We start from the raw sequence: 16,354 nt of genomic DNA on the forward strand, positions 1-16,354 counted from the left end.
TTAATTGGTCTCCTCCGCTTTTAATTCTTGTTGCTTTTTTAACAGTTTTATCAATTCCATTGTTAGTTGAGTTGCTAACTCATTATTGTTTAGTGAACTTGCTTCCCTAATCTGTGACTGTAATTCTTTAATCTTCTGTGATAGTGGAATTTGCTTTTGAATCAGTTGAATACAGTCATCAATTAATTGCATATCTACAACCTCATCAACATTTAATTGTTCAATTTGACCCAATGTTGAACGAATACTATCTTCCTTTAGATAATCCATTAGTCCTGCAGCCGAATACTCACCATGTTCAGAAAAATAACCCTCCGCTAATAAGTATAACGTTTGATAGCGCTCATGTGCAAAGTGAAAATTATTTATTGCTGTCACATGGTCCCATACTTCTTGATCGTGAAACATGTATCTTAATAATAGCTGCTCAGCTAACTCAGTCCGATTAATCTTTTTTTGCTGCTGAACAGTATGGCTAACAATCGGTTGAGCATGTATAGCCGTGGCAGAGCGCAAGGGAGAATGCCCTTTAATTCCTAAGCGATGGCTAATCTCCACTAGCTGGCTTTTTAACGTCGCCTTATCAAGATCAAACTCTTTTGCCAGTTTTGTAAGGTACATATCTTGTTCTAATGAAGATGGCAGGGTTGCAAGTAGTTTCAGTGATTGATCCAAATAAGAAATCAACTCGTTCTGATTATTAAGGTTCTTATTTATCCGGTAGAAACGCAAATAAAAGTCAACTACTGTTTCTTCCTGATCAACTAGGTACTTACTAAATTTTGTAGCACCATTTTGCTGAACATATTCGTCAGGATCAACACCAGCTGGCAATTGGACGACCCGTAATTGCATCCCCTGCGGCTGGTGATCACGAAAAAGGCTGATTGCCCGATCAATCGCGTTCTGCCCAGCTGAATCACCATCATAACAAATATCAACTTGGTTAACTGCACGACCAAGAACTGCTACTTGTTCCTCTGTTAAACTAGTTCCCATTGAGGCAACCCCATTTTTGACGCCCGCAGCATAAGCAGAAATAACATCCATAAATCCTTCAAACAGGTAAATCTTTGATGCCTGTCGTGCTTCTTTTCGAGCAACGTCAAAATTGAAGAGGGTTCGTCGCTTATTAAAAATGGGTGTTTCAGGACTATTTAAATACTTTGGTGTATCTTCCGGAACTTTACCAATTACCCGACCAGAAAAGCCAATTACTCGACCATATTGATTTCGAAGAGGGTACATTACACGGCCAACAAAGCGATCATGTAGTTCTCCTTCATTATTTTCAACAAACAATCCCGATTTTCTTAACAGCTGGTAATCATTAACTTTCTGGGTTAAAAATGGCTTTAAAATTCGCTGCTCAGGCGCAAAGCCAAGATTAAAATCATTAATAAGCTCGTCAGTCATTCCCCGCCCTTTTAAGTACTTCAATGCCTGAGCTCCAGCTGGGGTATTTAAAAGGACATGGTGGTACAATTTAGCGGCCTCTTCATGCATCATCATTAATTTACCGTTAGGGGTATCACTATTCTGCTTATTATCCTTACTATTATTATCAAGATATTGAGACGGCATCTCAATATTAGCTAATTGGGCCACTTCCTCAACAGCTTCAGTAAACGGAATATGTTTCAATTCCATTAAAAACTGGAATACATTTCCACCGCGACCACAACCAAAGCAATAATAAAATTGCTTTTGTATATTAACATTAAAGGAAGGAGTCCGTTCCTCATGAAATGGACAAAGACCAACAAATCCCTTACCAGACTGATGGAGTTGAACATAATGACCAATCACGTCACTAATATCTACAGAATTCCGGATCCGATCGATGATCTCTGATGGTATTCTTGCCACTAGCTGACACCCCCCATTTATACTAAGACAGCTACGAAAGGCCGCAACCTCATCGGAATGCGACCTCCATAACTATTTAGCCAAAATTAACTAACATATATGATACCACAAGTTAACAACAATACAATTAAAAAGGCTTATTTAACAATCAGTTTATCCAAATTACCAATTAAGTATGCTTGTTGAGCAAGAATTCCCAACTGGGTTAAACGATTATTCTTAATACTCTCGTCCTTATCCATAATCATATTTTCATCAAAGTACTCATTAATAATTGGTGCTAGTGAACGGAGTGCTGTAAAGTTTTCGTCAACTGTTCGTTGCTCTGCTTTACTGGTCAAATCATTTACTGCATCATATAACTTTTGTTCTGATGGATTTTGGAACAGGCTAGGATCTACCTTGGTGGCAGAATCATTCTTCCCCTTCTTTGCAATCCGGAGTACCCGGGTCAATGCTTCAATAACTTCCTTAAAGTTTTCATCATCATGATGAGCCTTAATTGAGTTTGCGGCATCAAGGATATTTTCAATATCATTAGAGTTAGTATCAGTAACAGCATCAATCACATCGTGCTTCATGTGCTGACCACTTAATAACTGGTGGATCCGATCCATAAAGAAGGCACGAACTTGATCTGCGTTATTATCAATATCAATGTCAACATCAAGATTTGCTTCAGCAAAGGCTTTGATAATTTCTGGTTGAATATCCAATAATGGTAAGTGCCAATTCCGATCAGCAATAATCCGCACGATACCGAAGGCTTGCCGCCGCAATGCATACGGATCATTTGAACCACTTGGAATCATATCAACAGCAAAGAAGCTCATAATACTATCAAGCTTATCCGCAATTGCTAAGGCAGCCCCAATCTTACTTTCTGGTAACGCTCCTTCTGCAGAAACCGGCATGTAGTGTTCACGAATTGCTTGAGCAACATCTGCCTTTTCACCAAAGAGCTTAGCATAAATTTCACCCATTACCCCTTGCAATTCAGCAAATTCACCAACCATTTGTGTTGTTAAATCAAACTTATAGATATTAGCCGCACGATCTAGATCAGCTAATTCTTCTTCACTGAAGTTTAATTGCTTTCCAATTACTGCCGCAATCACAGCAACTCGTTGCATCTTATCATACATTGAGCTGATCTTGTCATGGAAACTAACCCGCTTTAGTCGTTCAACATAATCTGCAATGCTCAACTTTTGGTCTTCTTCATAGAAGAACTTAGCATCTTCAAGTCGTGGAACCAAGACCCGTTCGTTACCCTTAATCACATTTTCCAGATAATCTGTATTACCATTACGAACAGCAATAAAGTTTGGTAGGAGGTTTCCTTCATGATCACGAAGATAGAAGAACCGTTGATTATCCTTCATGGAAGTAATTAGAACAGCATCTGGAAGGACCAGGTATTTCTTATCAAATGAACCAGAAAAGGCGGTTGGCCATTCAACCAAATTATTAACTTCTTCTAGCAGGTCAGGATCCTTATCAATTACCCAATCATTGCTAGAAACGATCTTATCAATTTGCTCTTCAATCAGTTGTTTCCGCTTTGCTTGATCAGCAATGACAAAATCATCATGCAATGCCTTTTCATAATCGGTTGCTTGTTTCAATTCAACCTCATGACCAAGGAAACGGTGACCACGAGTAGTCCGTCCCGCCTCAATGTCAAGAATCTTAAATGGCACTACTTGGTCATCTAGTAATGAAACTAACCACCGAATTGGCCGAATAAATTGGAGATTATTGTAGCCCCACTTCATTAGTGTTGGGAAAGTCATTGAGGTGATCACATCTGGTAATCCCTTAAGCACTTCGGCAACAGGCTTACCAGCAATATGCTTTTCAACAAAAACATATTCAACACCCTTTACCTCTTTGAACTCAATGTCATCAACTGAGGCTCCTTGACCACGAGTAAACCCAATTGCGGCCTTTGTCCAGTTACCGTCTGCATCTTGGGCAATCTTTTTAGCTGGTCCCTTAACAGATTCATCAATATCTGGTTGCTTATCACTTAAGCCGTGGATTAAGAGTGCCATCCGCCGTGGGGTCGCAAATTCTTGGATCTCATCAAAAGAAATCCGTTGTTCCTTAAGATACTTTGCTACCCGTTCATGTAACTGCTTAATGTTTGGTGTTACAACATGGGCAGGCATTTCTTCAACGCCGACTTCTAGTAAGTATGAGTTAGCCATGTTACTTGTCCCCCTTTTGTGCTTTCTTTGCCTTTTTAGTAGCTTGCTTAGCTGCCCGTTGCTTAGCTTTTTCAGCTTTCTTTGTGTATTCATCTAATGTCTTTTGCCGAAGCTTTTCATCATGAATTAGTGGGAAGCCGCGTTTCCGTCGTTCTTCAACAAAGGCCTTAGCAATGGACTTTGCCATAATCCGGATTCGGTGAAGGTAACCAGCACGTTCAGTAACGGAAACAGCACCACGAGCATCTAATAAGTTAAAGGTATGGCTACACTTTAGAACATAATCATATGCTGGGTGAACTAACCCAAGCTTAATTAACCGTTTTGCTTCAGTTTCATAGTTATTAAATTCTTTTAGTAGCATGTCTTGGTTACTTTCTTCAAATGCGTATTTGGAGTGTTCATATTCAGGTTCCTTAAAGATATCACCATAAAGAACACCATCAGCCCATTCAAGATCATAAACTGAATCAACATTTTGAATATATTCAGCTAACCGTTCAAGTCCATAAGTAACTTCGGCAGCTACTGGGTTCATTGGTAATTCACCAACTACTTGGAAGTAAGTAAATTGAGTAACTTCCATTCCATCAAGCCAAATTTCCCAACCAACACCTGCACATCCCATTGAAGGGTTTTCCCAGTTATCTTCAACAAAACGGATATCATGTTCAAGTGGGTCAATTCCTAATTCACGGAGACTTCCTAAATAAAGTTCCTGAATATTATCAGGGGATGGCTTCATAATCACTTGGAATTGGTGGTGTTGGTATAGACGATTAGGATTTTCACCATACCGTCCATCGGCAGGCCGCCGTGATGGTTCGACATAAGCAGCATTCCATGGTTCTGGACCAATTGCTCGCAAGAAGGTGTAAGGACTCATTGTTCCGGCACCTTTTTCATTATCATAAGCTTGCATCAACATGCAGCCTTGCTTTGCCCAGTACTTTTCAAGTGTAAATATAATATCTTGAACACTTAACTTATCAGACATATAGACTCTTCCTTTCAAAAAAGTCCCTGTAGAAACTAGTCTACGACCAATTTCTACAGGGACGAATTAATTCGCGGTTCCACCCTGCTTTTTTGTATTGCTACAAAACAGCTTAGTTAGTACAGCTGCTAAAGTGCCCCACTAATAGACTAATTCAAGGGCTTTCACTCTCCCCTTGTCGCTTCACATTAATCATCATTAGCTTTTTCTTTGTCATTGCTGTAAATATATTTTTATACGTGACTTATAATAGATAAACATCTTCTAAATGTCAATTGGCAAATTGTTATTTTTTTAATTTCTCTTCCCATTTTCCCATTTGACGGATAAACCGTTTACTCTTTAAATTTAATCCAACTTCATTATCATACAACGAATCTAATACAAACTGGATACGACGCTTAGTAGAAGGATTAATTTTAATTGAGTTAAGCTTTTGGAGGTTTAAGGTTGAAAACCGTTGTAAATAATAAACAGACCGTGGATCAAGGTGCATTCGTCGCTCATCAAGATGCCAATGATTTCGACAAAGCATTCCTCCAGACTGTTCCGAAAAGTCTAGGGGAATATCATCACGCCCACAAATAACACACCGATCCCACGTTGGCGAAACACCAAAGCGTATCAGTAATTGTGTTTCAATGACATTTGCGATTACCTGTTCATCAAGTCCTTGGTTAATTAGTTTTAGAGCAGCAGCAACCTGCTCAAACCAGCCACCAATTCCTTGACCATCTTGAAATGCGCTATCAACTAAAGCCAGAATATACGTAGAGTATGCATTTTTACTAATATCAGTTGCAATATTCCGATATTGAGCTGTATCACTGGCCGCATTAATAAAGCTGAGCCCATCATTAGCCAATGATCCAATATATTCACCATAGGTAAATGGCAAAATATCTGCAGCTAAACGAAAGCCCCGTTTTTTAGCCCCTTTAACAAAAAACATTGCCGGGCCAATTTTATCAGTTAAGATTTTTACCAGGAGATCCCGCTCGCGATAATCGCGACGAAACATTATAATTCCCCGAAAATCAGTATTAATCCGACTCATTGGGGTTCATCCCTTCAACTAATAATCTTTGTTCCGGTAACCGTAGTCCTTTAACATTGCAGACTTATCCCGCCAATCAGGAACAACTTTAACCCATAATTGAAGAAAGACTTTATCGCCAAGAAGATGCTCAATATCTAGACGCGCCCTTGTACCGATCTTCTTTAGCATTTGCCCCTTTTTACCAATAATAATTCCCTTTTGTCCGGGACGCTCAACAATAATATTGGCAGAAATATGCACATGCTTGTCATCTTCCCGCTTTACAGAAGTTACGTCAACCGCCACTGAATGGGGAACTTCTTGACGAGTTAATTCAAAAACCTTTTCACGAATCATTTCTGCAATTACAAATCGTTCAGGATGATCACTAATTTGATCGCTTGGGTAGTATTGTGGTCCATTAGGCAATGTTTCGATTAACTTGTTGATTAGTGGGTTAACATTATTCCCCTGAAGTGCAGAAATTGGGTAAATCCCTGCAAATGGGAGGGCGTCTTTGTATTGAGCCGTAATTTCAGGCAAGTCATTTGGATTAATTTGATCAATCTTATTAATCACCAAAAAGATTGGCTGTTTAACATTTTTTAAGCGATTGATAATAAAATCATCACCGGGTCCCCGATCCTCTGTTGCAGAAACAAGGTATAAAACAGCATCTACCTCATCAAGCGCGGAAAGAGTTGACTTCTCCATAAAATCGCCTAATTTAGTTTGTGGTTTGTGGACACCTGGTGTATCAATAAATACTATTTGTGCCTGATCAGTGGTATAAATCCCCTGAATCTTGTTCCGAGTCGTCTGAGCAACATTACTCATAATCGCAACCTTTTGGCCAACTACATAGTTTAAAAATGTTGATTTACCAACATTTGGCCGTCCAATTAAGGCAACAAAGCCGGATTTATAATTTGGATTATCCATTACTTTTCTTCCTTTCTAGTATCCCAACAATTTTACTATTCTTGGTAAAAAGATGATTAAACCAACTAGAACTGCAAAAATTGCTGTAATTAATACTCCACCTGCAGCAACATCCTTTGCTTTCTTAACGTTAATGTCATAGTGGTGTTCTCCAAGTAAGTCAGTTACAGCCTCCGTTACAGTATTTAAGAATTCTGCTGAAAAGACAACTAAGATTGCAAGGAGAAGCCATAACCATTCTAAGCGATCGACATGTAACGCAAAGCCTAAAATAACCACTACTGTAGCAACTGTAATATGGTAGCGCATATTTCGTTCTTGAGAAATAACATCAAAGATTCCCTCAAGTGCATGTCTCATTGCTTGAATTAGGTGGTGATTTTTTTCGGTTTGTCGACTATCTTTCGAGGCCATACTGATCTAATATCTCCCGTTGTAGTGAAAACATCTTTTTCTCATCCTCCGGTTTTTCATGGTCATAGCCATTCAAATGAAGAAAGCCATGAACAACTAAAAAGCCAAGTTCCCGTTCAAATGAATGTCCAAGGAACTTTGCCTGCTCAGCAACTTTATCAACGGAGATAAAAAGATCACCTAAGTTTGCTGGCAATTCGGTTGCTAGTTCTGGATCCATAATAATCGGGGTCTCATCACCTGATTCTTCTGCAGCAAAACTTAAGACATCAGTTGCCCGATCTACGTGCCGGTACTGAGAATTAAGTTCTCGAATTTCAGGGTTATTTACTAAAGTCACAGATATCTCAGTGTTATCAGCCAATTCTAGCTTTTCCCCCGCAAAATCGATTAATTCCTTAATCAAATCAAGATGTGCTGGACTAACTTTTTCTTTAGTATGATCGTAAATTTCTAGTTCCATAAACTAATCCTTTTTCTCAGCTGCCTTCTTTGTCGCAGCTTCCTTTTCTTCATCGCGTTTAATCAATCGCTTGGTTGCGTTTGTTTCATAAGCATTAATAATCCGTGCAACAACTGGGTGCCGAACAACATCTTCAGCAGTAAACTGAACAAATTTGATTGATTTAATATCTTTTAAGATCCGTTCTGCACTAATTAACCCACTTCGCGTTCCATGGGGAAGGTCAATTTGTGAAACATCCCCATTGACTACCATCTTTGAGCCAAAGCCAAGGCGGGTCAGGAACATCTTCATCTGCGCGTTAGTGGTATTTTGTGCTTCATCAAGAATAACAAAAGCCCCATCCAACGTCCGCCCACGCATATAAGCAAGTGGGGCAATTTCGATAACCCCTCGTTCCATTAACCTTTGCGTATGATCAGTTCCAAAGATATCATTTAAGGCATCATATATTGGCCGCAAATAAGGATCGATCTTCTCTTGAAGATCACCAGGAAGGAAACCAAGACTTTCACCCGCTTCAACCGCAGGACGAGTTAAAATGATTCGTTCCACTTCGCCCCGTTTCAAAGCTGCAACAGCCATCGCCACTGCTAAGTATGTCTTCCCAGTACCAGCAGGGCCAATCCCGAATGTAATATCATTATGCTTAATGGCATTAACATATTGACGTTGACCAAAGTTTTTAACGCGAATGGACCGTCCCCGCCGATCACGAATGATGGTTTCACTATAAAGATCAGCAAAATAATCTAATGTTCCACGATGAGCCATCTTCATTGCACTGACAATATCAGTACTATGAATCCGAATTCCCTGCTCAGTTAAATTAACTAACGCGTGAAGGACATCCGCTGTTAGCTTAACGTCTTCTGGTAGTCCCTTAATTTTAAGGTTGTCGCCAAATGGGTTAATTGTGACGTTCATTCCCTGTTCATACAAGGAAACAAACTTGTCTTGAACTCCAAGTAAGGCAACTTCTAATTCTGGACTTGTTATTTGAAATGTTTGTTCAATTTCTTCGTTTTTTTCTACCAACTAAAATTTCTCCTCTAGTTTAATATAAGTAGATTCTGAATACGATTATATCATAGCCACTCTATTCTCGTTGGATTTTTAGTATAAGACTCTCTACTATATTTGCAAATAAAATGGACTTTAATACTAACTAGAGTACTAAAGTCCAATTGTTTTATTCTTCTAAGGTCTTTTTTGCTTCTTTTATTTGGTGCCGAACTTGTGTAAAACTAGTTCCTCCTTTGGATCGCCGTCGTTCAACCGCAACCCTAGGTTTTAAACATTCGTAAACGGTAGCATCAATTTGCGGATTAATCTTTTGGTAATCGGCAAGTGAAATATCACTTAAGTTTGTACCAGTCTTTAATCCTTTCAAAACAAGCTTACCTACTATTTCATGTGCCTGACGGAAAGGGATCCCCTTTGTCGCTAAATAATCAGCTAACTCGGTGGCATTCGAAAAAATCATTGTGAGTTGCATGTTCCATCCGTGCCTTATGGACATGCATTGTTTTAATCATTCCTGCCATAATTTTTACTGAAGGAATAATCGTTTTAACTGCATCAAAAATTCCTTCTTTATCTTCTTGCATATCCTTATTATAGGCAAGTGGCAATCCTTTCATAGTAGTTAACAACCCAAGCAAGTCGCCATATACTCTTCCAGTCTTCCCCCGTATTAGTTCGGCCATGTCAGGGTTTTTCTTTTGCGGCATGATTGAACTTCCCGTTGAGTATTTATCTGAAAGTTCAATATAGTTAAATTCATAGCTACACCAATAAATAATTTCCTCGCATAAACGGGAAAGATGCATCATAAGAATACTGGCATTGCTTAAAAATTCAAGAACAAAATCACGATCTGCAACCGCATCTAATGAATTATCGTACGGCTTATTAAAGCCAAGAAGATTACTACTCATTTGTCGATCAATTGGAAAGGTTGTTCCGGCCAAAGCTGCAGCGCCAAGTGGTGAAATACTAGTATGCTTCTTATTAAATTCAAATCGTTCCACATCTCGTTGAAACATTTGAAAATATGCCATCAAGTAATGACCATATGAAATTGGTTGTGCATGTTGCATATGAGTATACCCTGGCATAATTGTTTCCACATTTTCCTCCGCCTTAGTTACTAATTCAATCTGTAACTGTTTTAATACTTCTATTACTTTTGGTAATTGTTCATTAACGTAAAGATGGAGATCTGTCGCTACTTGATCATTCCGGCTCCTTCCTGTATGAAGTTTTCCAGCAACCGGTCCAATTTCTTCAGTTAACAACGCTTCAATATTCATATGGATATCTTCGTTCTCAACGGAAAAGGGGAGCCCTTCTGTTTCTAAACGATGATCCAGTTGTTCTAAGCCAGCGATAATTTGATCCGCATCTTTTGCAGAAAGGATTTTGGTTGCTTTAAGCATCTTCACGTGAGCCAAAGAACCATAAATATCTTCCTTCGCCATTTCCTGATCAAAGCCAATTGAAGCACCAAACTGGTTAACAAAACTATCTCCAGTCTTTTCAAAGCGACCGCTCCACATCCGTTTAATCGGCATGGATAGTCACACCCTTCTTAGACTCAAGTGACTTATTCTTATTAGCAAATGCCTTCTGTTGAACTTGAGCATAAACTTTATCTGGAAGTTCCCAAAGTTTAATAAAGCCAGTAGCTGCTTCTTGATCGAACTCATCAGCAGAAGTATAAGTTGCCAAGTTCTTATCATAAAGTGAATTTGGTGACTTCCGTCCTTCACAAATTACGTTTCCTTTAAATAACTTTACCCGGACAACACCATTAACAATAGTTTGTGACTGTTCAATAAAAGCAACTAGGGATTTCATTAACGGAGAGTACCAAAGGCCATTATAAATAATTTCACTCATCTTTTGCTCGACGATTGGCTTAAAATGAGCAAGCTCACGTTCTTGAGTTAGATCTTCAAGATCTTTATGTGCCGCTAATAAAACGGTTGCAGCTGGGCATTCATAAATTTCCCGGGATTTAATACCAACAAGCCGATTTTCAACATGGTCAATTCGACCTATTCCATGATTTCCTGTTAACTTATCGAGTTTCATAATTAGTTCATCAAGAGGCATTTTTTGACCATCAATTGCGGTCGGAACACCTTCATTAAAACTAATTTGAATAGTCGTTGGTTCATCGGGTGCATCTTCAATTGCCACTGTCCGATCATAGGCATCGGCAGGAGCAGAAGCCCAAGGATCTTCTAAAATTCCACATTCATTAGCTCGTCCCCAAAGGTTCTCATCAATTGAATACGGACTAGCTTTAGTAATCGGAACTGGAATTCCATGATCCTTAGCATATTGAATTTCTTCCTCCCGGGACCAGTGCCAGTCACGAATTGGATCTTCGATCTTCATTTCGGGTGCCAAGGCATGAATACCGGCTTCAAAACGAACTTGATCGTTCCCCTTACCGGTACAACCATGGGCAATTGCAATTGCGCCATATTCGTGAGCAACAGCAACTAACTTTTGAACGATTAATGGACGGGATAATGCTGAAACAAGTGGATACTTTTGTTCATACATTGCATGAGCTTGAAGAGCTGGAAGAACAAATTGTTCCGCAAATTCATGCTTAGCATCAATTACTACTGACTTCCAAGCACCAACCTGCTCACCCTTCTTTTGAATTGCATCTAAATTTTTTCCTTCACCAACATCGATACAACATGCAATTACGTCATACCTTATCTTTAAGCCAAGCAATCGCTACAGACGTGTCTAGACCGCCAGAATATGCTAATACAATTTTTTCTTTTTTCATTTAATTATCCTCCATCCATTTGATATTTCTTATAAATATACGTCCTATATTAATTTAAATCAACATAAAATTAGCATTTAAGAAAAAATATACATTTTTTTAGCATAAATCATGAATTAAAGGATAAATAAAAAATGCCGTCAGTAATATACTTTCATATACATTGACGACATTAATTTTTAAGCCTGATAGTGAATTGTTTGTTTAGTTTGTAGAGGATAAGTAAGCAATTCGCTACTGTCAAGCTTGCTTTGATCGAGCTTAACAGCGTTAATTTGGTTATTTTCATAAGTTGTGTAATAGAAGGTTCCTGTTGTAAGGTCAACACCATCTGAATAGATTGTGTATTCAAAAGTGTTCGGTGCTACTTCGTCAAGCCCCTTTTGTTGTTCAACGGCATGAAGAAGGTGGAAATAATTAGTAATATTTTCCAATTCATCTTTGCCTTTTGGTGCATGCATTTTAGTAAAGGTTTCCTTAACAAACCGACTCTCAGAATCCATCCCACCTGGAAGCATATGTGTTCCTAAACCACGACTATACAATTCAAGCTTTGCACCTGGTGCGATTGTATTGGTTGGTTGAGCTGGTGAAACGCTTTGATAGTTACTCAAATTATTAAGTTGTTGTGGGAATTCAGGATTATTTGTTAAGACTCCAACTGGGTTATCGTAAACATTTAAGCCCTTCTTGGTTGATTCAACCACAATCGAATCACCAGATTTATCAGCAATCAGCCAATGAAGTGGTGACAATGGGAATTTCTCTGAGAAATTAATATTAACCAAGTTTAGATTCTTAATCATTTCCTTGGCTTCACTAACATTTTTGCATTGGCCAAGAACATACGGGATAAATTCAAACGGCGTAACATTATCTTTTTCTGAATCTTCTGGGAAATAATGACAAGGACCATCAAAGTTCAATCCAGCCATTCCCAATCCTTCTTCGTTAGCACCATCAAAGTATAATGGATAACCATCTTGAACAGTTGCCATCCCGGTAATCGCATAATGATGACTTAATGACTTCATCTTCCGAAATTTAAACTCGTAGTCACGAGGAGTAACAACAACTTCTTCACCAAAAGAAATTTCTAAATCCAAATTACGACCAAAGTAACTATCGCCAGCCGTATAAATAATTGATGTACACATAACGGTAAACCTCCTAGAAAATAACGCATTACTTAACCTACTTGTAATAGATAAATAATACGCTATCCACTTATTCTCAAGTTTTTAGCAATTAAATAAATTATTTATTCAATTCGCTCTTAACTGTTTGGTTAACTAGCTTACCATCAGCTTGACCCTTGACCTTTGGCATAACAGCGCCCATTACCTTACCAAAATCCTTCATACTTGAAGCACCAACTTGTTCAATTGTTTCATCAACAATTTTTTTAACATCGTCTTCTGAAAGTTGTTGTGGCATATACTTTTCAACAACTTTCATCTCAGCTTCTGTTTTTTCAACAAGATCCTGACGCCCAGCTTGCTTAAATTCATCGAGTGATTCCTTACGCTGCTTATATTCACGTGCCATTACAGCTACCTCTTCATCAGGAGTCAAATCATGACCTTGTTCAATTTGTTCATTTTGTACTGCAGCTTTAAGCATCCGCACCACACCAAGAGTTTCCTTATCACGGTTTTTCATAGCAGAAACCATATCAGAAGTTAAATCTTGTAATAAACTCATTTCAAATTCTTCCCTTCTTGAAAACTAAAAAAGCTCCCACCATCAGGAAAAGGTAGGAGCAAATAAATTAGTAACGACGGCGCTTGTTCTTACGCTTCCGTGCCGCTTCAGATTTCAACTTACGTTTTACACTTGGCTTTTCGTAGAATTCGCGTTTACGGTATTCTTGCAAAGTTCCGTTGCGTGAAACTGTACGTTTAAAGCGTCGAAGAGCGTCATCCAAAGATTCATTCTTACGAACGACTGTTTTTGACATGTTGATTCCCTCCCTCCGAGCTTAAAGTTACGTATTAGAGCGATATAACCCCGCTCCTTCACTACAAATGCAATTGTAACTAATTAGATTCTGAGTGTCAATAAATCTTTTAAAATTATTAAGATAACTTTTTGCTCCTATATTTAGAAATCAAATTACAATTTATATCTATATTACCTTTTATTCAAAGATCACACCATTTATTCATTTTATTTGAATAAATTACGCCTAATTTTAAATATATATTGCATATTTAATCATTTTAGAGTATATTACTCATCAACGTATTTATTTTCTAGATTGAAGGAGTTATTGATTATGAAATATTTCAAACATTTACTAATGCTGATAATCATTACATTCCCGATACTATGTGTACCGGTATCAGCTTTAGCAGCTACCGAAAGTAGTAGTAGTTCAAGTTCTTCTACTAACTCTGCTCAAGTAGCCGAAAATGATTCGCTGCAAAAAATCAAGCAAAAGGGAACGTTAGTCGTCGGGATGAGTGCCGATTATCCTCCATACGAATTCACCACAAAAGAACATGGAAAAACAAAGTATGTTGGATTTGAAGTATCACTCGTCAAGCAATTTGCTAAAGACATTGGCGTTAAATTAGTAATTAAAAATATGGACTTTGACTCCCTATTGGTTGCTCTTGAAACCGGAAAAATTGATGTTATTGCTTCCGGAATGAATATTACTAACGAACGGAAAAAGAGCGTTGACTTCTCCGATACCTATTACTCTGGCGACAGCTACTTCCTAATTAATAAGAGTGATAAAGATAAATTAGTTAGTGCCAAAAGTTTTAATGGAAAAACGGTTGGTGCACAAAACGGTACCCTCCAATCAACTATGATTTCTAAGGATATGCCACAAGCAAATGGTAAGGGATTAACCAAGCTATCTTCCCTTGTAATCGGTTTACAATCTCATAAGTATGATGGGGTATTGATGGATGCTGCTACCGCCAAAGCTTACGCGGCAAATAACTCTAATTTGTATGCCTTTAATTCAAAGTTACCGGTTACCGCAGGAGGAATTGCCCTTGCCTTTCCAAAGGGGGATACTTCACTAATGAATGCTGCCAACCAAACTATTAAAAAGGTTAACCAAGAAGACCTAATCAACAAAAAATGGATCCCTGAAGCATCACAATACATGAAGAGCTATAAAAAGCAAAACACTGTTCTTAGCTACTGGCGCTACTTTGCAAAGGGGCTCGGCTATACATTAATTATTACTATCGTTTCCGTCTTCTTTGGTTTCCTTTTAGGAACAATCTTTGCCCTAATGCGTCTATCAAAGAATAAGATTCTCCATTCAATTGCAGTTTGCTATATTGAATTCTTACGGGGAACACCAATGATGGTTCAAATTATGTTCGTTTATTTTGGTATTGGTGCAATAATCCAATCCCTTCCTGCACTACTCGCCGGGATCATTGCCGTCTCACTAAACTCAGGGGCCTATGTTGCTGAAATTATCCGTTCAGGAATTCAATCAATTCCAGTTGGTCAAACAGAAGCTGCACGGAGCCTTGGGATGAGCAAAAACGAAACCTTCCGTTATGTTGTCATGCCCCAAGCGCTTAAAAACATCTGGCCAGCTCTTGGTAATGAATTAATCACCCTATTGAAGGATAGTTCCCTTGTTTCTGTCATTGGGGTAACCGAATTAATGTTCCAAACACAATTAGTTCAATCTGCTACCTACAAGGGAGTTCTTCCCCTCTTCATTACCATGATGATCTACTTTGTATTAACGTTTACGCTTTCCAGAATTCTGCTTTACTTTGAAGGGAGAATGAAACATGCCCACTAAAATGATCGAAGTTCAAAAATTACAAAAGAAATTCAAGAATAATATTGTCCTTAAAGATATTACCGAACATGTTGATAAGGGCCAGGTAATTTGTGTAATTGGTCCATCAGGTGCCGGAAAAAGTACCTTCTTGCGTTGCTTGAATGCCTTAGAGCAACCGACGAGCGGAAAAGTCCTCTTTGAAGGGCAACAATTAACTGGTCTTAATGATAAAAAGCTCGATCAACTACGAGAAAAAATGGGAATGGTTTTCCAAGGCTTTAATCTTTTTCCAAATATGAACGTCATCGAAAACATTAAGCTAGCTCCGATGAAGGTTAAGCATGTTCCAGAAGATGAAGCGACAGCAACAGCAATGAAACTATTAACTAAAGTTGGTCTTGCCGATAAAGCTCAACAATACCCAACCCAGTTATCTGGGGGACAAAAACAACGGGTCGCCATTGCGAGAGCTCTCGCAATGAATCCTGAAGTGATGTTATTTGATGAACCAACAAGTGCCCTTGATCCAGAAATGGTTGAGGAAGTATTAACTGTAATGCACGATCTTGCTGATTCCGGAATGACGATGGTTGTAGTTACTCATGAAATGGGATTTGCTCATGAAGTTGCAGACCAAATTTGGTTTATGGCTGACGGTTATATCCAGGAAACAGGTACTCCAGACGAATTCTTTGCCCACCCAAAGAGTGATCGGGCAAAAGAATTCCTCAAGAAAATTTTAAAATAGCTAGAAAAAGAGGCTGGGAATTAACTATTATTTTCTAGCTTCTAACTAAGAAAATGCGAACTATGATTTTTGATTTAATCAAA

At 38.5% G+C, this 16,354-nt stretch carries 13 protein-coding genes and 2 pseudogenes; 2 read left to right on the forward strand and 13 right to left on the reverse strand.

Annotated elements, in window-relative coordinates:
- The 13 genes and pseudogenes from dnaG to rpsU form a co-directional block, all read right to left on the reverse strand.
- The gene (gene dnaG, locus H9564_RS02640) at positions 1–1,869 is read right to left on the reverse strand and encodes a DNA primase (RefSeq protein ID WP_191684000.1); all 1,869 of its coding nucleotides are present in this window, start codon (positions 1,867–1,869) and stop codon (positions 1–3) included.
- A gap of 137 nt (positions 1,870–2,006) precedes the next feature.
- Complete coding sequence (gene glyS / locus H9564_RS02645) at positions 2,007–4,082, reverse strand: glycine--tRNA ligase subunit beta (RefSeq protein ID WP_191684001.1); 2,076 nt, start codon at positions 4,080–4,082, stop codon at positions 2,007–2,009.
- Position 4,083: 1 nt separating this feature from the next.
- Positions 4,084–5,079 carry a glycine--tRNA ligase subunit alpha gene (gene glyQ, locus H9564_RS02650; protein WP_191684002.1) on the reverse strand — a complete coding sequence of 332 codons (996 nt, stop codon included), beginning with the start codon at positions 5,077–5,079 and terminating at the stop codon, positions 4,084–4,086.
- A 286-nt stretch (positions 5,080–5,365) separates the two neighbouring features.
- Complete coding sequence (gene recO / locus H9564_RS02655) at positions 5,366–6,136, reverse strand: DNA repair protein RecO (protein ID WP_191684003.1); 771 nt, start codon at positions 6,134–6,136, stop codon at positions 5,366–5,368.
- Between the two features lie 18 nt (positions 6,137–6,154).
- The gene (gene era, locus H9564_RS02660) at positions 6,155–7,060 is read right to left on the reverse strand and encodes a GTPase Era (RefSeq protein WP_191684004.1); all 906 of its coding nucleotides are present in this window, start codon (positions 7,058–7,060) and stop codon (positions 6,155–6,157) included.
- Positions 7,061–7,075: 15 nt separating this feature from the next.
- A complete protein-coding gene (locus H9564_RS02665; protein ID WP_191684005.1) occupies positions 7,076–7,474 on the reverse strand; it encodes a diacylglycerol kinase family protein in 399 nt (132 codons plus the stop codon).
- Positions 7,458–7,937 (reverse strand): rRNA maturation RNase YbeY, encoded by a 480-nt coding sequence (gene ybeY, locus H9564_RS02670; RefSeq protein WP_191684006.1) that lies wholly within the window; start codon positions 7,935–7,937, stop codon positions 7,458–7,460. The genes H9564_RS02665 and ybeY overlap by 17 nt, the downstream gene beginning before the upstream one ends.
- 3 nt (positions 7,938–7,940) lie before the next feature.
- Positions 7,941–8,975 carry a PhoH family protein gene (locus H9564_RS02675; protein ID WP_191684007.1) on the reverse strand — a complete coding sequence of 345 codons (1,035 nt, stop codon included), beginning with the start codon at positions 8,973–8,975 and terminating at the stop codon, positions 7,941–7,943.
- Between the two features lie 154 nt (positions 8,976–9,129).
- A pseudogene (gene argH / locus H9564_RS02680) lies at positions 9,130–10,513 on the reverse strand (argininosuccinate lyase).
- A pseudogene (locus H9564_RS02685) lies at positions 10,503–11,754 on the reverse strand (argininosuccinate synthase). Before H9564_RS02685 ends, argH begins: the two co-directional pseudogenes overlap by 11 nt.
- Before the next feature lie 179 nt (positions 11,755–11,933).
- Positions 11,934–12,911 (reverse strand): choloylglycine hydrolase, encoded by a 978-nt coding sequence (gene bsh / locus H9564_RS02690; protein ID WP_191684008.1) that lies wholly within the window; start codon positions 12,909–12,911, stop codon positions 11,934–11,936.
- 100 nt (positions 12,912–13,011) lie between these two features.
- A complete protein-coding gene (locus tag H9564_RS02695; protein WP_191684009.1) occupies positions 13,012–13,458 on the reverse strand; it encodes a GatB/YqeY domain-containing protein in 447 nt (148 codons plus the stop codon).
- A 67-nt stretch (positions 13,459–13,525) separates the two neighbouring features.
- On the reverse strand, positions 13,526–13,714 hold the full coding sequence (gene rpsU / locus H9564_RS02700) for a 30S ribosomal protein S21 (protein WP_003716981.1): 189 nt from the start codon (positions 13,712–13,714) through the stop codon (positions 13,526–13,528).
- Positions 13,715–14,032: 318 nt separating this feature from the next.
- On the opposite strand from rpsU, the gene H9564_RS02705 reads away from it, so the two are divergent.
- Together H9564_RS02705 and H9564_RS02710 are read left to right on the forward strand one after the other, a co-directional pair.
- Complete coding sequence (locus H9564_RS02705; protein ID WP_191684010.1) at positions 14,033–15,541, forward strand: ABC transporter substrate-binding protein/permease; 1,509 nt, start codon at positions 14,033–14,035, stop codon at positions 15,539–15,541.
- Positions 15,531–16,271 carry an amino acid ABC transporter ATP-binding protein gene (locus H9564_RS02710; protein WP_318241064.1) on the forward strand — a complete coding sequence of 247 codons (741 nt, stop codon included), beginning with the start codon at positions 15,531–15,533 and terminating at the stop codon, positions 16,269–16,271. The genes H9564_RS02705 and H9564_RS02710 overlap by 11 nt, the downstream gene beginning before the upstream one ends.
- The last annotated feature ends 83 nt before the right edge of the window (positions 16,272–16,354 follow it).

The sequence above is a fragment of the Limosilactobacillus avistercoris genome, from assembly GCF_014836425.1.
Taxonomy (GTDB): Bacteria; Bacillota; Bacilli; order Lactobacillales; family Lactobacillaceae; genus Limosilactobacillus; species Limosilactobacillus agrestimuris.